At 29.9% G+C, this 23,456-nt stretch carries 20 protein-coding genes; all 20 read left to right on the plus strand.

Annotated features, from left to right (window positions below):
- Window positions 1-27 precede the first annotated feature (27 nt).
- The gene (locus tag ACJMML_RS07030; protein ID WP_405306621.1) at window positions 28-474 is read left to right on the plus strand and encodes an adenylyltransferase/cytidyltransferase family protein; all 447 of its coding nucleotides are present in this window, start codon (window positions 28-30) and stop codon (window positions 472-474) included.
- Between the two features lie 164 nt (window positions 475-638).
- Window positions 639-1,577, plus strand: coding sequence for an acyltransferase (locus ACJMML_RS07035; RefSeq protein ID WP_405306622.1), 939 nt, complete (start codon window positions 639-641; stop codon window positions 1,575-1,577).
- Between the two features lie 85 nt (window positions 1,578-1,662).
- A complete protein-coding gene (locus ACJMML_RS07040) occupies window positions 1,663-2,781 on the plus strand; it encodes a DegT/DnrJ/EryC1/StrS family aminotransferase (protein WP_405306623.1) in 1,119 nt (372 codons plus the stop codon).
- A gap of 13 nt (window positions 2,782-2,794) precedes the next feature.
- Window positions 2,795-4,816, plus strand: a complete 2,022-nt coding sequence (locus ACJMML_RS07045; RefSeq protein WP_405306624.1) for a CDP-glycerol glycerophosphotransferase family protein — start codon at window positions 2,795-2,797, stop codon at window positions 4,814-4,816.
- Between the two features lie 9 nt (window positions 4,817-4,825).
- Entirely contained in the window at window positions 4,826-5,809 is a 984-nt protein-coding gene (locus ACJMML_RS07050) for a LicD family protein (protein WP_405306625.1), read from the plus strand.
- Window positions 5,810-5,820: 11 nt separating this feature from the next.
- Window positions 5,821-7,137, plus strand: a complete 1,317-nt coding sequence (locus tag ACJMML_RS07055) for an ATP-grasp domain-containing protein (RefSeq protein WP_405306626.1) — start codon at window positions 5,821-5,823, stop codon at window positions 7,135-7,137.
- A 2-nt stretch (window positions 7,138-7,139) separates the two neighbouring features.
- Window positions 7,140-8,996: a glycosyltransferase gene (locus ACJMML_RS07060; protein WP_405306627.1), complete on the plus strand. Its 1,857-nt coding sequence runs from the start codon at window positions 7,140-7,142 to the stop codon at window positions 8,994-8,996.
- Between the two features lie 7 nt (window positions 8,997-9,003).
- A complete protein-coding gene (locus tag ACJMML_RS07065) occupies window positions 9,004-10,236 on the plus strand; it encodes a glycosyltransferase family 2 protein (protein ID WP_405306628.1) in 1,233 nt (410 codons plus the stop codon).
- A gap of 11 nt (window positions 10,237-10,247) precedes the next feature.
- The gene (locus ACJMML_RS07070) at window positions 10,248-11,552 is read left to right on the plus strand and encodes a CDP-glycerol glycerophosphotransferase family protein (protein WP_405306629.1); all 1,305 of its coding nucleotides are present in this window, start codon (window positions 10,248-10,250) and stop codon (window positions 11,550-11,552) included.
- Complete coding sequence (locus ACJMML_RS07075; RefSeq protein WP_405306630.1) at window positions 11,549-13,714, plus strand: CDP-glycerol glycerophosphotransferase family protein; 2,166 nt, start codon at window positions 11,549-11,551, stop codon at window positions 13,712-13,714. Before ACJMML_RS07070 ends, ACJMML_RS07075 begins: the two co-directional genes overlap by 4 nt.
- Before the next feature lie 15 nt (window positions 13,715-13,729).
- Window positions 13,730-14,842 (plus strand): glycosyltransferase family 2 protein, encoded by a 1,113-nt coding sequence (locus ACJMML_RS07080; protein WP_405306631.1) that lies wholly within the window; start codon window positions 13,730-13,732, stop codon window positions 14,840-14,842.
- A 42-nt stretch (window positions 14,843-14,884) separates the two neighbouring features.
- On the plus strand, window positions 14,885-16,249 hold the full coding sequence (locus ACJMML_RS07085; protein WP_405306632.1) for a hypothetical protein: 1,365 nt from the start codon (window positions 14,885-14,887) through the stop codon (window positions 16,247-16,249).
- A gap of 15 nt (window positions 16,250-16,264) precedes the next feature.
- Window positions 16,265-17,311, plus strand: a complete 1,047-nt coding sequence (locus ACJMML_RS07090) for a glycosyltransferase family 2 protein (RefSeq protein WP_405306633.1) — start codon at window positions 16,265-16,267, stop codon at window positions 17,309-17,311.
- A 110-nt stretch (window positions 17,312-17,421) separates the two neighbouring features.
- A complete protein-coding gene (locus ACJMML_RS07095; protein WP_405306634.1) occupies window positions 17,422-18,255 on the plus strand; it encodes an amino acid ABC transporter substrate-binding protein in 834 nt (277 codons plus the stop codon).
- Between the two features lie 31 nt (window positions 18,256-18,286).
- Window positions 18,287-18,937, plus strand: coding sequence for an amino acid ABC transporter permease (locus ACJMML_RS07100; protein WP_405306635.1), 651 nt, complete (start codon window positions 18,287-18,289; stop codon window positions 18,935-18,937).
- A gap of 8 nt (window positions 18,938-18,945) precedes the next feature.
- Window positions 18,946-19,629, plus strand: a complete 684-nt coding sequence (locus ACJMML_RS07105; protein WP_405306636.1) for an amino acid ABC transporter ATP-binding protein — start codon at window positions 18,946-18,948, stop codon at window positions 19,627-19,629.
- Between the two features lie 360 nt (window positions 19,630-19,989).
- Window positions 19,990-20,922 carry a glycosyltransferase family 2 protein gene (locus ACJMML_RS07110; protein ID WP_405306637.1) on the plus strand — a complete coding sequence of 311 codons (933 nt, stop codon included), beginning with the start codon at window positions 19,990-19,992 and terminating at the stop codon, window positions 20,920-20,922.
- Complete coding sequence (locus tag ACJMML_RS07115) at window positions 20,919-21,350, plus strand: GtrA family protein (protein WP_405306638.1); 432 nt, start codon at window positions 20,919-20,921, stop codon at window positions 21,348-21,350. The genes ACJMML_RS07110 and ACJMML_RS07115 overlap by 4 nt, the downstream gene beginning before the upstream one ends.
- 137 nt (window positions 21,351-21,487) lie before the next feature.
- Window positions 21,488-22,081 carry a zinc ribbon domain-containing protein gene (locus tag ACJMML_RS07120; protein ID WP_405306639.1) on the plus strand — a complete coding sequence of 198 codons (594 nt, stop codon included), beginning with the start codon at window positions 21,488-21,490 and terminating at the stop codon, window positions 22,079-22,081.
- Between the two features lie 89 nt (window positions 22,082-22,170).
- Window positions 22,171-23,250, plus strand: a complete 1,080-nt coding sequence (locus tag ACJMML_RS07125; RefSeq protein WP_405306640.1) for an acyltransferase — start codon at window positions 22,171-22,173, stop codon at window positions 23,248-23,250.
- Window positions 23,251-23,456 lie beyond the last annotated feature (206 nt).

Consider the following 23,456-nt stretch of genomic DNA (forward strand, 5'->3'; position numbering starts at 1 on the left):
TAAATACTATATAATTAATTTAATTTTATGAGGAATAATATGATTATAGGATATACTGCTGGTGTATATGATTTATTTCATATTGGACATTTAAACTTATTAAAAAATGCAAAAGGAATGTGCGACAAGTTAATTGTTGGCGTTACTGTTGATGAATTGGTTTCATATAAAAATAAAAAGGCATTCATACCATATGAAGAACGTATTGAAATGGTTAGGGCATGCAGATACGTTGATGCTGTTGTTCCACAGGATAATATGGATAAACTGGAAATGTGTAAAAAACTGGGAGCTTCCTACTTATTTGTTGGTGATGACTGGTATGGAACAGAAAAATGGAAAAATTATGAAGTGGAATTTGAAAAAAACAATATCAAAATTATCTATTTCCCATACACCAAAGGTATTTCATCAACAAGAATCAGAGAATTGTTACATCAGGAAAGGGGAGCGTCCCTAACTGATTTAAAATAAGTTATTGGAAATATGACACAAAATAGATCAAAAAGAATATTTTATTTGGATGCTCTAAGAGCATTTGCAATCATTGCAGTTGTAATAATCCACATATTTAACAGTACCAGGTTCATGACTGCACCGGGATATGCAGCCATCCCCTCCGGGAAATGGCTCATTTCATGTTTTTTAGGATCACTTTTAGAGTAGGTGTACCTTTATTCTTGATGTTATCAGGAGCATTGTCTCTTGGTCGTGTTTGGGATATCAAATCATTTCTTAAAAAGAGACTTCCCCGTATTACAATACCGTTTCTGTTCTGGGGATTTGTATTAAGTTTGTTCATTGTGGCATTCTCTTATTATTTTACTTTTGTCCATACGATTGACCCGTATAATTTAAATAATTTCATTCATTATCTATATCATTCATACATGGCTGATAACACTGGATTTACTCCTTACTGGTTTTTCTGGATGATTTTTGGGGTTTATCTGATAATGCCTATTGTCAATAAATGGATTCTTAATTCAAAGTTGGAAGAGTTGGAATATTTCCTGGTTCTCTGGTTGGTTACATGCATATTTGACTTTACATTATTCAAAGAGTTTCCAATACAATTAACTTATTTTTCAGGTCCGATTGGTTTGATTGTTGCAGGATATTATTTTGCTAACACCAAACGAAAAGTATTCAACAGTCCATATTGGGCTTTACTAATTTGCATAATAGGTTTTTTACTTGCAGCAGTTTACATGTATCTCTTTTCAGATGCAAAGCATACGATTTTAATGGACCGCTGGTCTATTATGAATGTGGTTTTAAGCATTGGAATATTCCTGTTGTTTAAAAATTTCTCCAAATTCAATTTCCGCCCGAACTTTTTATATAATCCTGATGGATTATTTAGAAAGGCGATTTTTTCCATTGCAATGTACAGCTATGGAATATATTTGATTCATAGGGTTATTATGGAAATTTTCTATAGGTATTTTAAGCATGATTTAAGTTTCATACCATTCATTATACTATTGTTTTTCACAACATTTTTTATTTCATGGGCTATAATGGCGATTTGTTATAGAGTTCCGTATTTAAAAGATGTAATCGGTGTAAAATAATACTATTTTTCTTTAAGTATTAATATTATAAAAAACAGATTATCTATATAATAGTTATATTTATCAATTTTAACGTAGGGATTTTATGAGTGATTTAAAATTTAACGAACCGATATTGGTTACCAGACCATTATTGCCTCCTATCGAAGAATATGAAAAAAAATTAAAGGAAATCTGGGACAATAAGTGGATAACAAATAACGGTCCTTTAGAACGTGAGTTTCAAGCTAAACTAAAAGAATTTTTAAGTGTGGACAATATTGAGTTGTTTGTTAATGGCCATAACGCTTTGGAGATGGCTATAAAAGCATTGGATTTAACTGGTGAAGTCATTACCACTCCTTTTACTTTTGCATCCACCACTCAGGCAATAATAAATAATGGATTGACACCTGTTTTTGCAGACGTGGACCCTGAATATTATAATTTGAATCCCGATAATATCGAAGATTTGATAACTGATGAAACTTCAGCAATTATTCCAGTTCATGTTTTTGGAAATCCCTGTGATGTTGATAAAATTGAAAAGATAGCTAAAAAACATGATTTAAAGGTAATTTATGATGCTGCTCATGCATTTGGAGTTACAATTGATAATAATCCAATTGCAGCTTATGGTGATATCAGCATGTTCAGTTTCCATGCAACCAAAGTATTCAATACAATTGAAGGAGGAGCATTGATTTTTAGTGATGATGACCTGACTTATAAATTCAAGGCCCTAAAAAACTTTGGAATTACCCCTGATAATGAGGAAGTACAATTTTTAGGAGTTAATGCTAAAATGAATGAGTTTGAAGCGGCAATGGGCTTGATTAATCTTGATTATGTTAGCGATTCAATCGCAAAAAGAAAAGTCATTTACGAAAAATACTTGGAATGTTTATCCGGCCTTGAAAATCAGGGTAAAGTTAAAGTCTTAAGACCTAAGGAAAATGTGAAATATAATTATGCATATTTTACAATTAAATTGAATTCTTTGGATGAAAAAACTCATTTGTTTGAAAAATTGCCGGAATACAATGTTTTTCCTAAGAGATATTTCTACCCTCCATGTAATGAGTTTCCTGCATATAATTTTGATAAAAATACTCCAATTGCTAAAGATATTAGTGATACAATTCTTTCACTTCCATTATATTTAGATTTAACTGTTGATGATGTTGAAATGATCTGTAAAATAATTGAAGCTGAATTAAAATGATTTTGGTGTTTTAATGAATTTTAAAAGTAAAGGTAAAAATCTAGCAAAAAAATTTATTAATAAATATGCTGGTTACTATTATCGACCTACAGTGGATATGGAATTAAATGGTGATGAAATAATTATTAAAACTCATAAAAGAGTCATGCCTAATTCATTCATTGAAATTAAACATAGGTCAAGTGGAAAAAGAGTTGTCAGACCCATTAAATCATCTACTGCAATTTTTTCAGTTTCAGAATTAATGGATATGACTCAAAAAGGTATATTAGATGTTTATTTTAAAGTTAAAATGAATAATATCTTTTTTAAAAAAAGAGTTTTCTTCACTTCTCATAATCAATTTTTCAAAGCAATTTCTTATGAAAATAATCTTGTTTTAATTTCTTATAGAACAAATTTTGGGAATTTATCTATTAGAATAAAGGATATTGATTTTGATTATTCAATAACCGAACTGAAAGTTATAGAGGATAATAAAATTTTAATTAAGGGTACTTTTTCTTTATTAAATGAGGATATAAACAGCATAGATAAAGTCACAATTATCGCAAATCATCGTCGTGATAGTCAAAGCAATGTATTTGACTTAAATTTTAATGTTAATGAATCAAATAGTAGGCAATATGAATTTGAAGGAATCATTGACGATATAAAAAGTTCTTCTGAAAGAATTTTAGACTTGAGAATGGATTTCTTTATAAGAATTTATGATGATGATATTTATTATCAATCTATTATTGACTTGTCAACATTTAAATATTTTGAAAATGATGAAGATAGATTTTTAATTAAAATTAATGATGGAGACATGGTATACTCATATTATGCAACTGAAAATAAACATTCATTAGCGTTATGGATTACAACAGAATCTGCATGGATGAGGTCATATACAATTGCATGTGGAAGAACTATCTATACCAATGCTTCTAAAAATAAGTTAAATGAAAAGATGATTTTCTTTGAAAGCTTTTTTGGAAAGTCATATGCCGGCAATCCAAAATATCTGTATGAAACAATGCTTGAAATGGGAATGGATAAGGAATATACTTTTGTTTGGGCATATTCTGGAGATGATAAGGATGTTATTCCTGGAAATCCTATCATTGTTGATAGGTTTGAACCGGGGGATTATTACAAATATCTTGCATTATCAAAATATTGGATTAACAATATAATTTTTCCGATTCACACAAAACGGCCGGGAAATGTATATTTACAGACTTGGCACGGTACTCCTCTTAAAAAATTAGGATATGACATTACAATTCCGGGTCCTGAAGTTCAAGGAAGAGAGAATTTCTACAATGAATCTAGAAATTGGGATTATTTAATTTCATCCAATCCTTATTCTACAGAAATATTTAAACGAGCATTTAAATATGAAAAAGAAGTTTTAGAGGATGGTTATCCGATCAATGATATTTTCTTTAAGGATAATACGGAATTTGTTAAAGACTTAAAATCAAAACTCGGCATTGATGAGAATAAAAAAATAATATTATACGCTCCAACCTGGAAGGATGATGAGCAGAATGAATCATGGCAACATTACTTTAACTTAGAAATTGATTTGGAAAGGTTATATGAAGAGTTTTCTGATGAATATGTTGTAATATTGAAGATGCATCATTTGGTGTCTGAAAATTTAAGGATTGACGAAAAGCTTAAAGACTTTGCCATAGATTTGTCAGGTTATGATGATATTCAGGAGTTATATGTTCTATCTGACATTTTAATAACTGATTATTCCTCAGTATTCTTTGATTATGCACATTCAAGAAGGCCAATATTGTTCTTTGTACCAGATTTAAATCATTATATTGAAAATGTGCGTGGTTTATATTTAAATATGGAAAAAGAACTTCCAGGACCACTTATAAAGGATAATGATGAATTAATAAATATTATCAGAAATATAGATGAGGTTTCAAGAGAATATAGTGAAAAATACGATGAATTCTACGAAAGATTCTGTAGTTTATGTAAAGGTGATTCCGCTAAAAGGATTATTGAAAAAATTTTTAAATAAGGTGTTTCGATGGATATCAAACAGAAGATTGGAAATAAAATATTAAACAGTAGTGGTTCAGTTCAGCATTATAAAAAGCAAATTGATAAACTGAATAAAAAGGTCGAAAGACTTGAAAAAGAAAATAACTCAACAAATAGGCTTCTAAATACATTATTTTTGGATTATGATTTGACTCCTTCCCCATTACTTCAAAATTTCAGAAATTTATCTTTGGAATTATTAAGATTCATGGATAATATATGTAAGAAATATGATTTGGAATGGTGGATGAGAGGAGGAACATTTTTGGGAGCAATCAGGCATGATGGCTTTATTCCATGGGATGATGATATGGATTCCGGAATGATGAGGAGCTATTATGACAAATTTGTCGACGTTCTTCCTGAAGAACTTGAAAGAAATAATTTGGACAATAAAATCAAAATTAATTTCAGACAAAGAAACGCTTTTGTAGAAGGGGCAACTTCATTTTTACAATTATTCTACTATAGTGACCTTAAAAAGGGTATTGACTTAACTGCATTGGATGTTTTCCCATTTGATTACATGAAAGATTATAATGGAGAAGACTTTGGTCAGTTATATGAAGATGTCAGACTTCAATACTATCATGATTTGGTGGACAGTAATGGTGATTATGAGGCATCCATTGCTAAAGTTTATGAAAGCTTGAATTTAACAAGAGAACAAACACCTTTCATGTTGAATGGTGTTGAAGGTTCAGCAGGTCCAAATAGATTAAACAAGCTTCAAGTTTTCAATACTGATGGAATTCAACCATTTAAAAGAGTTAAGTTTGGAAAATATGAGTTCCCAGGTCCAAAAGATAAAGATTATTACTTGAAAAATTATTATGGAGACTACTGGAAAGTTCCTAGGGTCTTGACATTCCACCAAAGAATGGGAAGACTTAGAAAATATCCAGAAATCCATGAAATCATGGAAAATGAGGCAATATATCTCAAAGAAGTAAATGATAATTTTGAATAATTAATGATATTATGAAAAACGTTTTAGTATTCCCTTGCGGTTCCGAAATAGGTTTAGAAATTCACAATGCTTTAAAATACAGTAAGGATTTTAAGCTGTTCGGTGGTTCCAGTGTAGATGATCATGGAAAATTTGTATATGAAAATTATATTCCAGATATTCCTTTCATTGATGATGATAACTTGTTGGATTGCTTAAACAATATCATTGAGGAATATGATATTGATTTGATATATCCTTCTCATGATGATGTTGTTTTAAAGCTCGCTGAACTTAAGAATGACTTAAATGCTCATGTGGTTGTCTCAAATGATGAAACCTGTGATATTTGCAGGTCAAAAAGCAAAACTTACAAGTATTTTAAAGGCTGTGATTTTATACCTAAAGTGTATGATATCTCAAAAGACAGTTTCGATGACTTGAGTTATGTTGAATCCATCGCTGAAGGCGAGTTTCCAATATTTTTAAAGCCTGATGTTGGCCAAGGGGCAAAAGGAGTTGCAATTGCAAATAGTGTAGATGACCTAAGGCATCATTTCTTTGAAAATCCTGGCTTGATAGCCGTGGAATACTTGCCAAATGATGAATACACTATTGATTGTTTTTCAGCTAAAGGTGAATTGTTATATTGTGAAATGAGAGAAAGAATCCGTGTTAAAGATGGAATTAGTGTTAATGCAATAACAATTGAAACGGAAGAAACTGTACGGGAGATTGCAAAAACAATCAATTCGAAATTGACCTTTGACGGAGCATGGTTTTTCCAGCTCAAAAAAGATAGGGAAAATCAGTATAAACTATTGGAAATCGCTCCAAGAATCGCCGGAACAATGGCATTGCATAGAAATACTGGAATCAACTTCCCATTATTGACATTATATGTTCATTTGGGTGTAGATGTAAGCATAATTGCAAATAAAAATAGATTAACAATAGATAGGGCATTGACTAATCGTTTTAAGTATGAAATTGATTATGATAGAGTTTATCTTGATTTTGATGACACGGTATTTGTCAAAGGCAAAATTAACACTTATCTTATGATGTTTTTATATCAATGTGTTAATGAAGGCAAGGAGATAATTCTGATTACAAAACACATTAAAGATATTGATGAAACGTTAAAAGGATTGAAAATTGATATAAATTTATTTGATAAGATTATTAGATTAACAAAAGAGGATAATAAATCTGAATTTATGGATAATGAGAAAGCGTCAATATTCATTGATGATTCCTTTTCAGAAAGATTGGCTATTTCAAATGAACTGGGCATTCCTGTATTTGATTTAGATGCTATAGAATCATTAATCGATTGGAGAATGTAGAAATGAGTAATGAATACAAAGTATCAGTTGTGGTTTTAGTTTATAATACAGAATATTATCTTGAAGACTGTTTGGATTCACTTATAAATCAAACATTGGAGGATATGGAAATTATCTGTGTTAATGATGAAAGTACTGATAACAGTTTAAATATTTTAAAACAGTATGCAAGAAAATATGATAACATAACAATAATTGATCAGAAAAATCAAGGTGGAGCTGTTGCAGGAAATAATGGTCTTAAAATTGCAAAAGGAGAATATGTGGCAATTATAGATTCTGATGATATTGTTGTTGAAGATGCTTATGAGAAATTATATAATAAAGCAAAAGAAACAGATTCAGATATTGTTGCAGGAAAGCCGGTTAAGTATGTAAGTGGAATTCAAAGAGAAATTACATTTAGCCATGATATTTGGGAGGAAGAACGTACATTCACTGTTGATGAATTTAAAGATATTTATTATGATGTTTTCTACTGGAATAAAATTTATAGGCGCAAGTTGGTTGAAGAACATGATATTTACATGATTCCTGGCAAAATCTATGCTGATGTGCCGTTGGTGTTTAGGGCGTATTCCTTTGCGGATAAAATTAGCATTATTCCAGATGTTGTTTATTATTGGCGAAGACGTGCTCAAGAAGACATTATTAAAGGAAATAGTGATACTTCAGTAAGTAAAAGTTTACAGGATATTTCAAACATGAAGGATCGATTGTCGACCTTTTATTATGTAAAGGAATACTTTGCAGAAGCAGGTATTGAAAAATACTTTAATTATGCTATTAAAACATATATGGAGAGGTTTTTTTATCCAATTAGAGGGATACTTCAGGATGACACGTTCAAATGGGAATATCTGAAAGAAATAAAAGTAATATTATCAAATATTGATGATTTATATGATAATGATTTGGATAAAAGATACAATATCTTTTTTTACTTTATATTGAATGATATGGATAAGGAGTTAGAAAACTTTTTAAATTTTGAGTTGTTTGAACGTTCAACCGTTACACGTGATGGGAAAGTCTATTGGAATATAAAATACTTTGATAATCCTGAATATAATATTCCAGATGAATTGTTTGAAATAAAAAAAATTGAGGATAATTTCATAGATATTGAAGATATTTCATCCGATTCTAAATATATCTACTTTAATAATATATCATTTCCTCAAAATATAGCTATTAAGGAAGTAAAAGTTTCATTAAGAGGTTTAACAAAAATTGAGACCCTAAAAATAAATAATATTTATGAATTTAAATTAGATGAAATTGATAATCATGTTTATAGCGGCAAAGTTAAAATCGAGGATATTCGAAACATTAACATTTTTGATGTTCACTTAAAAGTCACATACAGTAATGATAATTATGAATTATTTAGAGTTAAAGAAAGATTATTTGAAAAAAACAAAAATGACATTATTAAATTAAATAAAAATAAATATTTATTGTTTCATTTTACCCATTTAGGTAATTTTTCAATTGTTAATGGATATTGCCGAAATTTCTTTAAATATCATGTTGATAATCGAGCAATGACTTTAATTCCACAGAGTAGTGGGGCTACACGTTATAAAATTGCTGTTATTTATAAATATGACCAAGTATATTTCACTAATGTTGATACAAGCTCAAAAATTAGATTGAAAAACGAACTAGAATTAATTTGGAAGTATAGTCTTGATGAAAATACAAAATATAATTTGTTTATAAAAACTAAATTCTTTACAATTAAATTAATGAAAGATGCTTTTGTTGATTTTAAAGAGCAAACTGTTGATTATAATGGTAAAAAAATCAGAATATTTGAAGATTCAGATGGAAGTATAGCAATTTTATTAAAATAGTGAAAATATGAAAAATAATCCGTTAGTTAGTATAATAATACCCGTATATAATACTGAGGAATATTTGGAAGATTGTTTGGATAGTTTATGCAATCAAACACTTAAAAACATTGAAATAATATGCATTGATGATGCTTCAAATGATAATTCATCTGAAATTTTAAATCATTATGTTAACAGTGATGATAGGATAAAACTTTTAAAAAATAAATTTAATCAGGGCCAATCAATTTCAAGAAATAGGGGTCTTGAAATAGCAACTGGAGAGTATGTAACTTTCTTGGATTCTGATGATTTAATGCAAAAGGACGCATATGAGAAATTATATAACTTTGCCAATAATTATAATCATGATTTAGTTGTTTTTGATGCTGTACGTTTCAATGATGAAATGATTGAGTGGAAAAGTGTTTTGCATTCAAAAGCGGGTTATGATAAAGTTTATACTCAAACCAATGTTTTTGAGCATAAAAACTTAATTTATGATACAAGTATATCAAAATTTCTTAAAAATGATTTCATAAAACGTCATAACTTTAAGTTTCTAGAAAATGTTTTATATGAGGATTTGTTGTTTTCAATGCAGGTTTTATGTGCAAGCGTTAATCTTGGAGTATATCCTGATGTTAAATATTACTGGAGAGTCAGATACGGCTATAAAAAATCTGTGACTCAATCTGTATCAGAAATAAAAAATCTTAAAGATAGGTTGACAATAATCAATAAGATTTTGGATCTTTTAAACTCAAATAGTAAAAATAAAAGTTTATTGAATATTTTTTATCAAAAATTAGTCGAAATAGATATTTTACAATTCATAGATCAATTAGATTCTTGTAGTTCTGAATATAAACAGGTCATGTGTGATGAAGTAAAACCGTTGGTTTTAAACTTCCCTATTGAAGTATTTGAAGAGTTAGATGGTATTGATAAAGTAAAATATCTTTTGTTTTTAAATGATATGTGGGATGATCTGATTGAGTTAATTCAATTTCAAAAATATTTAAAAAATGAAATAAATGATTTAAAGGCACGTAATAGGAAGTTATCGAATTCTGTCAAAATCAAAAATGAAAAACTTAAAAAGCAAAGAAATTTCAAATACCTTCTTGAAAAAAATCATCAATTAAAAAAAGAAAACAAAGCCTTAAAAAAGGAAATAAAAATTATCAAATCAACTGGTGGTTGGTTAAAATATAAAGTTAACAATATTTATCTTAGGATATTTAAAAAGATTTAATGGGTGGGTAAATGGGTTATAAAGATATTCAAAAATATATCTCTGATTATTTTGGGGATAAATCCAAAAAAGAATTGGAAGATGAACTATTTTACACTAATCCCGAATTATTCAATGAAATTGCTAAATATAGAAAATATGGAATTCCAAAAAAATATAAAAAAGCCTCAAATAACTTCCCTATTGATGAAAACTTATTCTTTTTTGAAAGTAATCTCTCAAAACAGTATACTGGTAATCCAAGATATATTTATGAGCGCATGTTGGAATTATATCCGGATTATACTTATGTATGGGGATATAATGGCGATAAAAGCAATATTCCTGGAGATTCAATTGTAGTTAAGAGAAAATCTGATGAATATTATGAGTATCTAGCTAAAGCATCTGTTGTAGTCAATAATACTTTATTTCCTGTTTGGTATTTGAGAAAAGAAACATTTTATTTACAGACTTGGCATGGAACGCCTTATAAAAAATTACATTGGGATGTTGATTTAAAACAACATGCAAAAGGTAGAACTTCACCTCATTTTTATGTAAAGTCCACTGGTTGGGATGTATTGTTAAGTCCTAATCATTATTCAACTGAAAAATTTGCGTCATGTTTTAAATATAAAGGCAAAATTTTAGAAAAAGGATATCCCGCTAATGATATCTTTTATGATAAAGAAAAATATGAGTCTAAAAGAATCGAAATTCGTGAAAAATTTGGAATTTCGGAAGATAAATTAGTTTATTTATACGCTCCCACTTGGGGAAATCGTAAATCTTTAAGGAATTTGGATCAACCTTACGGATTATTTTTTAACCCTCAAGAATTCTTAAAAAACGCTCCTAATAATTCTATATTGTTAATAAGGTTCCATCATTTACTGGATTCAGATGAAACCTTAGAATATTCAGAGAATATTATTGATGTTAGCGATTGGGATGATGCAGTTGAATTAATGTGTGCTTCTGATATTTTAATCACTGATTACTCTTCAATTGTTTTTGATTGGTATTGCAGTAAAAAACCTGTGATTTATTATGTTCCTGATTTGGAGGAATATGAAACCAAAACTCGTGGAGTTTATTTTGATATAAATAAAGTGAATTGTGGTGTCGTCTGTAAAAATGAAGAGGAATTGTATGATAATCTTGATGTAAGGGACGCTCCATTCTATAAGGAATTTTATGATGAGTTCTGCTCATTGCATAGTGGCAATTCCTCCGATGAAGTTATAAAATATGTCATTGATAGAAATAAAGTATCTCAAAAAGTCAAATTAAAAGATTTTATTAAGAAAAGCGGTAAGAGGATATTCAAATGACATTTGTAAGTATTATAATTCCATTTAATAGGCCGAAAAGGTATTTAAAAGACTGTTTGGATAGCTTGTCTGAGCAAAATTTAACTGATGAAGAGATTATCCTAATTTTGAATGGAGTAACTGAAGATATTGATGAACTGTTGAACAGTTATGATTTGAATATTGTTACAAAATCATTTGAAAGTGAAATTGGTGTTTCAAAAGCTAGAAATGAAGCATTAAAAATAGCAAAAGGGGAGTATGTGTATTTCATTGATAGCGATGATTACATCTATCTTGATGGATTATCAAAACTTATAAACGTTGCGAAATCTACAAATGCTGATTTTATTAATGGTGAGAAAATCCTCGGCGGATATATAAGGGACCGTTTTAGTGAAATCTTTGAAATGCTTGCAAGATTAAAAAAATATCCTTTAACCAAAGATAAATTAAGTGATGAGGAATTTTCATTAAGATTGTTGGTTGGTGATAAAACCGATAAGTTTGAGGTATTGTCGGTACTGCACTGCCTGATTAAGAGGGAAAAGATTTCTGATCTCTTTTTTGATGAATCTGTAAGGTATCAATGCGACTATGACTTTATGGTTAATGTAATGAATAATGTCAATTCAATGGTTGGTGTTGAGGATGCATTATATGCAAAAAGATTAAGTGATGATTTTGTTAATGTGCCTTGTCTAAATCAGGAAATGGAAGATGAAGGATTTCTGGTTTATGCACAAAATTATAAAAAAGCCTATAAATCATTAAATAATAGTTTATTAAAGGAAATAATGAATCAAAAATTATTCACATATTTTTATGAGGTTTATTCGATTAAATTTTATTCAGATTCCAATAACAAATGGAGAAATGAATACTTTGATCTTTACGCCGACTTGGTTCAGGATGTTAGCTTTGAAAACGTATCATTTTTCAAAAAAAGGGAATTGAAAGCACTTCAGGCAAGGGATAAAAATAAGCTTCGCAAATTACTTAAAATCAGAATTAATTTCAACAAGCTTCTTGAAATGAAAAACATTTTAAGAATTAAAACAGCAATATACTATAAAATCTTCAATAAAAAAGAAATTAAGACTAATCAAATCATTTTTTGTAGTTTTAAAGGAGATTATTACTCAGACAGTCCAAAATACATATATGAATATCTGTATGAGAACTATAATGATGAGTATGATTTTGTATGGGTATTGAATGATAAAAAGGTCAAGATTCCTGGAAATCCCAAAAGAGTGACCAGATTTTCCCTAGAATATTTTAAAGAGGTTGCGCGTTCCAAATATTGGGTTATTAATGGAAGGCAATTTGCGCCTTTGGCTAAAAGGGATGAACAGGTGATTGTTTCTACATGGCATGGTACTCCACTTAAAAAATTGGGTTTGGATATTGGAAATGTCTATACCATGAATCCATTTATAAAACATTCATATGTTAATATTTCTAAGCAATGGGATTATCTGATATCTCCAAACAGGTATACAACAGATATATTGAAAAGCTGTTTCGGATATCAGAAGGAAATTTTTGAATCAGGATATCCTAGAAATGACATTCTCTACAATGCGGATGAGGAAAAGGTTAACCAGATTAAGTCAAGTTTGAACATTCCAAATGATAAAAAAATCATTTTATATGCTCCAACATGGAGGGATGATGAGTTTATTGATGCAGGGATGATTAAATTCCAATTAAAATTGGAATTGGATAAATTAAAGGATGCATTTAATGATGAATATATTATATTGATTAGAACTCATTATTTTATTGCTGATAAGCTTGATTTGACTGGTGCCGAAGATTTTGCAATTGATGTAAGCAAATATAATGATATTGCGGAATTATACTTGATAAGTGATATTTTAATCACAGATTATTCTAGTGTATTCTTTGATTTTGCAAACCTTAAAAGACCGATATTATACTATACTTATGACTTGGAAAAATATGAGAATGTATTGAGAGGATTTTACATTGATATCCATGAAGATGTTCCAGGACCCCTTTTAAAAACTACTGATGAAGTAATTGATGCAATTCGAAACATTGACCAGTTAAAAGAGGAATATAAGGAAAAATATGATCAGTTTTATGAAAGGTTCTGCAGCATTGAAGATGGAAACGCCTCTAAAAGAATTGTTGAAAAGATTTGGAAAAAATAGGTTGAGTTGTTAGTATTGATTAAAGTTTCAGTAATTATCCCCGTTTTTAATACTCAGGATTTCTTGAAAGAATGCATTGACAGTGTGGTTAATCAAACATTGGTCGATATCGAAGTCATTTGCATAAATGATGGTTCTAGTGATAATTCTCTTGAAATATTGGAAGAATATGGGAAAAATGATTCTCGAATAAAGGTTATTGACCAAAATCATGTTGGTGTCGGCGTTGCCAGAAATGTTGCTTTAGACATTGCACAAGGTGAATACATTCTATTTTTAGATTCTGATGATTATTTGGATTTGGATTCCCTGGATTATCTCTACACCACTTCAGAAGATAAAAATCTTGATATATTGATGTTTAAGATTACCAATTTCAACAAAACAGGAAAGGAATCTACTTCCCCTTATTTTGAGATGGATTTTTTAAGTGAAATTGTTGGGGATGATGTTTTTAGTTGGAATGATATCAAGGATTGCCTTTTCGATGTGTCCGTAAGCATAACATCAAAATTATTCAGAAAGGAAATGATTTCTGATATCCGATTTCCTGAAGGATTGATTTTTGAAGATAATCTTTTCTCCATAAAAACATTATTGAAAGCTCAAAGAATTTATTTTGCTGATAAACATCTTTATCATCGAAGAATTCGTTCCAATTCTATAACAAACTCATATCATGACAAATTCACAGACTGCATTGACATTTATGATTTAATAATTGATTATATACAGGAAATAGGTGAATATGATGAGTTTCATCTTCAAATGTTTGACAGGCAGTGCTTTGACTTTTATCATCGCTTCAGACAGCTTGAGGATAAATATAAAAACGGATTTTATATTAAATTGAAAGATTATTTTTTAAATCATAAAAATATATTGGAAAGATATGGGACACTTGACTCATGTTCAAGGAGAAGTTTGGAAATCTACAATTCTGCAATGAAATCTAACAATTATAATGAGTTTGAATTGTCCGTTGAGGTATTTGATTTAAAGCAAAAGAATAAGAAATATAAAAAGGAGATTTCCAAGTTAAAAAAATCCAATAAAAAGCATTTAAAAGAGCTTGAGGCATTGAAAAGTTCTAAAAGTTGGAAGGTGGCCAATATTTTTAGAAAATAGTTTTCTAAAATTTTATAATATTGTAATATTAAATAATATAATATGGATTGTGATGAATTATATATTTCTTTTTTGTTCCCTCCGGCGGAATCTGTTTCAGGCATAACCGTTTTTAAGCGTATTGTTGAAAACAATAAAATGGTGGATGTCTTGCAGTCACAAATCAAATCTCCAAGGCATAATGAATTAGATAATCTCATAGATGACTATGTATCTGATAGGATATTGGTTGATGTTGGCTGTAATAATGATTGGGCAGATTGCATATTCAAATCCGTTAAAGAAGGAATGAAATCTATTAAAGGGGATTATAAGAAAATTTATTCCAGATCCTGGCTAATGTCAAATCATTTTTTGGCCTATGAATATAAAATGAATCACCCTGAAGTTTACTGGACAGCAGAATTTTCAGACCCTCTTATTTTTAATTTGGATAATGAGCCAAAAACCTATCGGGAAATGATTATTGATGATGAAAGTTACATCTCAAAAGTCAATAAGGAGATAATCAATTTAAATGAGGATACTGGATATGACTTTAAATTAATTGAAAGCGGTTCAACAGCTTATTTCATAGCCGAATATTTTGTATACTTGTTTGCCGATAAAATAATTTTTACAAATGAAAATCAAAGAAAAGTCATGTTGGACCAATTTCCAGTAGATGTCAAAAGTTTCGTTTTAGATAAAAGCGAAATTGAGATGCATCCAACATTGAATGATGAATTTTATCATATTAAGGATGTTGATTTGGATTTGGATGAAAATCATATTAACATGGCATATTTCGGCAATGATTACTATTCCAAAAGACATTTTGAAAGTTTATTTTATGCGGTTGAAGCTCTAAATCATAAATATGGTGACAGGATTAGAGTTTATTTATATTTGTCTAACAGGAATATGGTTAAAAGTTTGATTCCTTCAGAGAGGTTCATTGTTAAAAAGCCATTGGAATATTTGGATTTTTTGAATGCAACGACCAAGTTCGATGTTCTAATTGTAAATGATTTGGCTACAAATGGGAATTTTGAAGTTAATCCCTACTTGCCTTCAAAGCTTTCAGATTATTTAGGATCCGGAAGTGACATATGGGCATTATATGAAAAGGAAAGCACTTTATCAGGTTTTGATTTAAAATACAAATCAGATATGGCTGATTATAACGACTGTTTAGAAACATTGGTTAAAATACTTAAGGATTATGGATATGTTGATGATTCTTATTCAACTGATTATAATTACTTGAATAATCGGTTTACTTATCTAAATGAACTGTATGAAAAGGAATACAAAAATAAAAATGATTTAAAACGTAAAGTTAAAAAAATCAAAAAGGAAAATAAGGAAATCAAGTCTTCAAGTGCATGGAAAATATCGAGGTCTATCAAAAAACTTAAAAATTGATTAATGAGTGTTTATATGCCTGAAATATCTGTTATCATACCTGTTTATAATGTAGAAAATTATCTGGAAAAATGCTTGGATAGCGTTTGCAATCAAAGTTTCAGGGATATTGAGATAATATGTGTCAATGACGGTTCAACTGATCGCTCGTCAGATATTCTAATGGAATACGGTCAAAATGATAACAGAATAAAAATAATAGACCAAAAGAATCAGGGACTTGGGGCCGCTAGAAATAATGGTTTAAGGCATGCTAATGCTAAATATATCTATTTTTTAGATTCTGATGATTATCTTGACATTACAGCACTAGAGAAACTTTACTCAAATGTATTATCTAATAATTCCGACATTGTTCTATTCAAGTTTCAAACGTTTGATGACAATGAAAATGTCCACAATAGGAGTGTCGAATTTAAAATTGATGAGATTTTCGGTGATATTGATTATTCCAATTTCACCTTCACATATAGTGATGTAAAAAAGCATGTCATGAACACTGCATTTTCAGCATGTCTAAAAATTTATAAAAAAGACTTTTTAGATTCATTTGATGATTTTTATTTCCCTGAAAACTTATCTTTTGAGGACATTCTGTTTCATGTGAAAGTCATGCTTAGGGCTTCAAGGATATCCTTTGTCAATGAATTCCTTTATTTTTACAGGTCAAATCCTGATTCAATTTTGAACTCAACGGCAAATGCATATGACATCTTTGAAAATATTGATTTGGTTGAGGATTTTTTAAGAGAGAATAGCTATTATCATGAACTTGAAAATGAGTTTATCTTTTTTAAGATAGCACAGATTCTTCTTTACAGGATTTCAAAACAACCTGAAGATTATTTTAATCGAGCTAGAGAAGAATTTTTAAAAATGTCGATTAAAGATGAGACTAAAATGAAAAAATATGCTTTAAATGGGTATAATAGGGTTATAAATTCCCCAACATATTCTGATTATCTTTCTGATTATAATAAAAAGAAAAATAAAAATTCATCTTCATCGAAAACTTTGAAATTGTCAAATTCATTTCGATTTCTAAAAAATCTAAAAAAGTAATAATTCAATTTGAACGTTTAATAATTACATTAATATATATTATTAAATAAAATATAATACAGTAGATAAAAATTTCTACTATATAGTTATAACTATTTTGGTGTTTTAAAATGAATAAAAAGATAGGTATTTTATTTGCTTTGGTATTAGTAGCTTTTTTAGTTATGGGTACCGCAAGCGCTGGTTTATTTGACTTTTTAGGGGGAAATCAATCATCTGGTGATGCAACTGCAAACGATGCAGACACTTTCATTGTCGGTTTTGATGCAGAATTCCCACCTTACGGATATAAGGACGATAGTGGAAACTACACTGGTTTCGACTTAGACTTAGCAAAAGAAGTTTGTGAAAGAAACAATTGGACTTTTAAAGCACAACCAATCGATTGGGATGCTAAAGATGCTGAATTAGAATCTGGTTCAATTGACTGTATCTGGAATGGATTCACCATTGATGGAAGGGAAAACGATTACTTATGGTCTGACCCATACTTTGACAACAAACAAGTATTTGTTGTTAAAAATGACTCTGGTGTTTCATCAATAGATGACTTAGATGGAAAAACCGTAGAAACACAAAAAGACTCTTCTGCATTAGCAGCACTTGAAGGTGACAACAAAACTATTGCAGAAAAATTCGCAACATTAAATCAAGTAGCTGACTATAACACTGCATTCATGGATTTAGAATCCGGTGCATGTGACGCAGTAGCTATGGATATTGGTGTAGCAGAGTACGATATCAAAAACAAAAACAACTCCGATGATTTCTCAATATTAGATCAATACATCACTACTGAGAAATATGGTGTTGGATTTAAAAAAGGAAACACTGATTTAAAAGATAAAGTACAAACAACTTTAGATGAAATGTTTGCAGACGGTACCGTTTTAAAAATCGCTGAAAAATACGGTATTTCTGAAGACGCATTAATATCTAAATAATTTAAATTAGTTGTGAGGGAGAATTATTAAAATGATATTAAGTAATGTTATTTCACAATTGCTTGGAGGTATGGTTACCTCAATTGAGATATTCTTACTTACTCTATTATTCTCTCTTCCTTTAGGTTTAGCAATTGCTGGAGGAAGAATGAGTAGTTTTTCACCGTTAAGGTGGTTGATGAAGGTATATATCTCAATCATGAGAGGGACACCATTGATGTTACAATTAATCGTAGTATTTTTCGCACCATATTATGTATTTGGTATGAGCCTGTCTCCTGATTACAGATTCATTGCAGTTATTATTGCATTTACTATGAATTATGCAGCTTACTTTGCTGAAATCTATAGGGGCGGAATCGAATCTATCAACAGCGGACAATATGAAGCGGCTCAAGTACTAGGTTATTCAAAATTGGAAACTTTTTTCATAATCATCATGCCTCAAGTGGTTAAGGTAATTCTTCCTTCTGTAACTAATGAAGTAATTACACTTGTAAAAGATACTTCACTGTCATTTGTAATTGCAATTCCTGAAATGTTCACTGTAGCTAAACAGATTGCAGCAGCTGATGCTTCAATTGCAGCATTGCTTGTAGCAGGCATATTCTATTATGTATTCAATGTTTTAGTGGCATTTGCAATGGAACGCTTAGAAAATAGATTGGATTATTATGAATAGGTGGTAAAATGAGTTTACTGGAAGTTAAAAATCTTAAAAAAAGTTTTGATGATAATGTGGTCTTGAAAGATATCTCTCTAAGCGTTGAAAAAGGTGAAGTTTTAGCCATTATTGGACCGTCAGGTTCCGGGAAATCCACATTGCTTAGATGCATAACAGATTTGGAAACTGAAGACAGTGGTGAAATCAAATTTGATGGAACTTTTGGTTTAGTGTTCCAGAATTTTAATCTATTTCCACATCACTCTGTGATGAAAAATATTGCCAATGCACCGTTGCGTGTTCAAAAGAGGGAAAAAAGTGAAGTTTATGCTCATGCAAGAGATTTACTTAAAAAAATGGGTCTTGAAGATAAGGAAGACGCATATCCTTGTGAATTATCTGGTGGTCAGCAGCAACGTGTATCAATTGCTCGTGCACTTGCAATGAATCCGGATATCCTATTCTTTGATGAACCTACTTCAGCGCTTGATCCTGAGCTGACTGGTGAGATTTTGACAGTCATTAAAGAGCTAGCCGCTGAACATATGACAATGGTAATTGTAACTCACGAAATGGCCTTTGCCCGTAACGTAGCTGATACCATAATTTTCATGGACGGCGGTGTTATTGTGGAGGAAGGCTCTCCTGAAGAAGTATTTTCATCAGAAAATCAGAGGATGAAAGATTTCTTGGGAAAATTCTATGATTAAATTTTTTAATCATCTTTTTTCATATTTTCAAACCATCCAAATAATTTGATACGGCTTTAATTATTTTCATATTTTTTCATGTAACTTTTATTTTACTTCAATGAATTTTTCATTATTTGGTTTTTATAGTAATTTTTAATAATTTAAGGTAAGGACATGTATGTTACTACATGAACTTTATTAATTTTCATTAAAATTGGCATATTTTTAGTATAACAACAAATTTTTTCATTAATTTAAAAATATTCTAATGAAATTAATAATAAATAATTTTTCATTGCTTTTTTGAGGAATAAGAAAATATTTATATACAATTTGTTTCTTAAAATTAATTATTAATGTTATTTACTGGTTGATGATATGAAAACTGCAATATTAATCCCGTGTTATAATGAATCCGCAACAATTGAAAAGGTTGTTTCTGATTTTAAAAAGGAGATGCCTCATGCGGATATCTATGTGTATGATAACAATTCCACTGACGGCACTGATGAAATCGCTAGAAATGCAGGGGCTATTGTAAAATATGAATATAAACAGGGAAAGGGAAATGTGGTCAGGTCAATGTTTAGAGACATTGATGCCGATTGCTATATAATGGTGGATGGTGATGATACCTATCCCGCCAAAGCTGCAGTTGAATTCGAAAAACTAATTTTAGAAAAAAAGGCGGACATGATTATCGGGGACCGGCTGTCATCCAATTATTTTGAAGAAAATGACAGGCTATTCCATAATACAGGTAACAAGATGGTCCGTAAATTCATCAATACTTTTTTTAACAGTGATTTGAAGGATATCATGACTGGAATGAGAGGATTTAATTATGATTTTGTAAAATCGTTTCCTATTTCATCAAAAGAATTTGAAATCGAAACTGAAATGAGCGTTTTTGCTTTAATGAATAATTTCAATATTATTGAAATACCAATAGAATATAAGGACCGTATTGAAGGAAGCGAATCAAAACTGAATACCTATCAGGATGGTTTTAAGGTAATAAGGATGATTTTTTCCTTAATTCGTGATCAAAGACCATTATTCTTTTTCACAATTGCTTCAATTATATTATTAGTTATTGCGGGAATCCATTTCTTCCCAATTTTATTTAAATATTTCAGTACAGGTTATGTTTTAAAGATACCTACTCTAATCATGATTTCAACAATAATCACAGTTGCAGCAATGACATTTTTTGTAGGAGTAATATTGCATGTTTTGAAAAAGCAGCATGCAGATAACTTCGAACGTCATTTGATTTTATTGAATGAACTAAAAAGAAAGGATGAATGAAATTGATTGATAAGCTATTCGTGCAGAAAACTGATAATGTGTTTCTTCAATTTTTCAGATACATTTTTGTAGGAGGAACTGCATTTGTTGTGGATTTCTTTTTCCTGTATTTCTTCAGTGACATTTGCGGAATCTATTATCTGATTTCAGGTGTTCTATCATTTATAATTTCTGTACTTGTAAACTATATAATGAGCACAAAATGGGTGTTCAATCAGGAAAACATTGACAATCGTGTTCTTGAATTCAATTTATTTTTGCTTATAAGCACAATCGGTTTAGTGTTTACAGAAATTTTATTATACTTATTCACTGATATTTTAGGTTTATATTATTTGATTTCTAAAATAATTGCAGCAATCATTGTGTTATTTTGGAATTTTATTGCACGAAGAGTAATGTTTTATGGAACAAAATTAAAAACATGAGTGACATATTTAGGAAAAGTCACTGAATATAAAGATACATTATTCAGCTCAAAAAATTGTATAATTAGATGAGATAATTATATTTAATGCAGTATACAAATTATGATTAACTGATGTATTCATATGGGTGATAGTTAATGCGTTGTCCTAAATGTAATAGTGAAAATAAGGATTCGGCAAAATTTTGTAAAAAATGTGGAGCGCCTTTAAAAAAAGAAATTAATCATGAAAACATGATTAATTCAATGAATGATAAATCCGAAAAGAATGAAAACACTAAATTCCTTATCATTGCTTTGGCAATCGTTGCAATTGTTCTTGCAGGCGTTTTTGTTTATATTTATGGATTTAATTCAAATCAAGGTACAGATGTTTCCCAACAAGATGATGATTCGGCTGAATCAGATACAATGACAATATTGGGTGGAAGTTTCACAACAGGCGGTGAACTTGAAGATAAAACCTATGCTTCAATTGATGTAGGTTCGGAATATGCGGGTGAGAAGGTAACGGTACAAATTTTCTACTCCCGTGACGGATCAACTTTAAACAATGGAAACATGGTTCCAGTAACCGTGGATTCAAGTGGAACTATTGAGGTATCCAGTGCTGATGCCTACAGGTATTTCCCTGATTATGCTGAAATAAATCTATTCGATGAATCAGGAGATAAGTTATTGGATACAAAAAGTGTAAGTTTATCTCCAGAAGCAGGTACTCAAACATTTTAGTTTGAGTGCTGTTCTTTCTTTTTTTTAGTAAAAATTATATAACATTAAATTCAAATTAATAAATAATTTTTTTAAAATAGGTCAAAATCATGTCACACAAAAGAGAGCGTATTAAATATTATGATACATTAAGATTTCTGGCTATCCTAGGAATCATTATTCTTCATATTTCTCAAGTGTTTCACGGAGCAGACCTGATTGGAGACAGAATATACAGCCTATCTGAAATCACACGATTTGCTGTTCCGGTATTTTTGATGATGACTGGTGCACTTCTTTTGAATAGAGATATTGAGTTGGGAGATTTTTTTAAAAGAAGATTTATAAGAATCATCTTGCCTTTCATATTGTTCCTAATCATTCATAGGATTGTAATTTATATTATTGGTGTTTATTATGATCCCAGCTATTTGGGTAAAGTATTTAAACATCCATTTTCATATAACTGGTATTTCTGGCTGATTGTAGGAGTATATTTCTTTATACCTATATTAAATAAAGTTGTACAGAATTCAACAATGAAAGAATTGGAATATTTTGTTTTGGTAATTCTAGCGGGGTCTCTGTTTTATCAGATAATGCTGTATCTACATATGGTTCACTCCATTGATTTGAGCTTCTTTATCGGCCCGATATCCTTTGTAGTTTTAGGATATTATCTGTCAATTAAGGAATTTGACATTTCTGTAAATAAGATTATCACTATTGCTCTTTTGATATTTATTGTCACATCCGTTTTAAAGATGGGCGGACAATTAAACTTGCCTTTTGACTTGTTCCATGATTATCAAGCAACCAAATCAAAAATTATCAAATCTTCACTGGACTTGGCATTTGTGCAGCTGCTGCAAGCAGGATCACTGTTTGTAATGATAAAATATATTCATCAGAGCACTTCAGGCATATACTCAAAAATAAGACAAGTATTTGAAAACAGTATAGTCAACAGGTTCATTACTTCAGTAAGTAAGGCCAGTTATGGGATGTATCTCATGAATAATACATTCAGATTGGTATTTGAATTATTATTGGCTGGAGTGGTATTGTCCAAGCCTTCAGCGATTTTATTGTGGATTGCAACCATTGTATTTATTTTAATAGTCAGCTGGCTGATAGTTATTGTGATTAGTAAGGTTCCTTATTTGGGCAAATGGTCCGGTTATCACTGATATTTTTTAAAAGAGAGGATCAGTACAAATTTTAAATTAATTTTTTGCGGTTCTGATTTTTTATGAGTTCTGAGGTATTATTGCTGCCTGTGAAATCGTATTAAATCATTTTAAAAAAATGAATTCCACTGATTGTAATTCCTTTTTTTTGGTTTTTTGTTAAATTACCAAAATATATATGATTTAAACAGTTGAATTTAAATAGT

It is taken from the genome of Methanobrevibacter sp. (genome assembly GCF_045130115.1).
GTDB lineage: Archaea > Methanobacteriota > Methanobacteria > Methanobacteriales > Methanobacteriaceae > Methanocatella.

Coding starts and splice junctions, on each gene's coding strand:
- ACJMML_RS07030 (WP_405306621.1), top strand. CDS start 28: ATGAGGAATAATATGATTATAGGATATACTGCTGGTGTATATGATTTA.
- ACJMML_RS07035 (WP_405306622.1), top strand. CDS start 639: ATGTTTTTTAGGATCACTTTTAGAGTAGGTGTACCTTTATTCTTGATG.
- ACJMML_RS07040 (WP_405306623.1), top strand. CDS start 1,663: ATGAGTGATTTAAAATTTAACGAACCGATATTGGTTACCAGACCATTA.
- ACJMML_RS07045 (WP_405306624.1), top strand. CDS start 2,795: ATGAATTTTAAAAGTAAAGGTAAAAATCTAGCAAAAAAATTTATTAAT.
- ACJMML_RS07050 (WP_405306625.1), top strand. CDS start 4,826: ATGGATATCAAACAGAAGATTGGAAATAAAATATTAAACAGTAGTGGT.
- ACJMML_RS07055 (WP_405306626.1), top strand. CDS start 5,821: ATGAAAAACGTTTTAGTATTCCCTTGCGGTTCCGAAATAGGTTTAGAA.
- ACJMML_RS07060 (WP_405306627.1), top strand. CDS start 7,140: ATGAGTAATGAATACAAAGTATCAGTTGTGGTTTTAGTTTATAATACA.
- ACJMML_RS07065 (WP_405306628.1), top strand. CDS start 9,004: ATGAAAAATAATCCGTTAGTTAGTATAATAATACCCGTATATAATACT.
- ACJMML_RS07070 (WP_405306629.1), top strand. CDS start 10,248: ATGGGTTATAAAGATATTCAAAAATATATCTCTGATTATTTTGGGGAT.
- ACJMML_RS07075 (WP_405306630.1), top strand. CDS start 11,549: ATGACATTTGTAAGTATTATAATTCCATTTAATAGGCCGAAAAGGTAT.
- ACJMML_RS07085 (WP_405306632.1), top strand. CDS start 14,885: ATGGATTGTGATGAATTATATATTTCTTTTTTGTTCCCTCCGGCGGAA.
- ACJMML_RS07090 (WP_405306633.1), top strand. CDS start 16,265: ATGCCTGAAATATCTGTTATCATACCTGTTTATAATGTAGAAAATTAT.
- ACJMML_RS07095 (WP_405306634.1), top strand. CDS start 17,422: ATGAATAAAAAGATAGGTATTTTATTTGCTTTGGTATTAGTAGCTTTT.
- ACJMML_RS07100 (WP_405306635.1), top strand. CDS start 18,287: ATGATATTAAGTAATGTTATTTCACAATTGCTTGGAGGTATGGTTACC.
- ACJMML_RS07105 (WP_405306636.1), top strand. CDS start 18,946: ATGAGTTTACTGGAAGTTAAAAATCTTAAAAAAAGTTTTGATGATAAT.
- ACJMML_RS07110 (WP_405306637.1), top strand. CDS start 19,990: ATGAAAACTGCAATATTAATCCCGTGTTATAATGAATCCGCAACAATT.
- ACJMML_RS07115 (WP_405306638.1), top strand. CDS start 20,919: ATGAAATTGATTGATAAGCTATTCGTGCAGAAAACTGATAATGTGTTT.
- ACJMML_RS07120 (WP_405306639.1), top strand. CDS start 21,488: ATGCGTTGTCCTAAATGTAATAGTGAAAATAAGGATTCGGCAAAATTT.
- ACJMML_RS07125 (WP_405306640.1), top strand. CDS start 22,171: ATGTCACACAAAAGAGAGCGTATTAAATATTATGATACATTAAGATTT.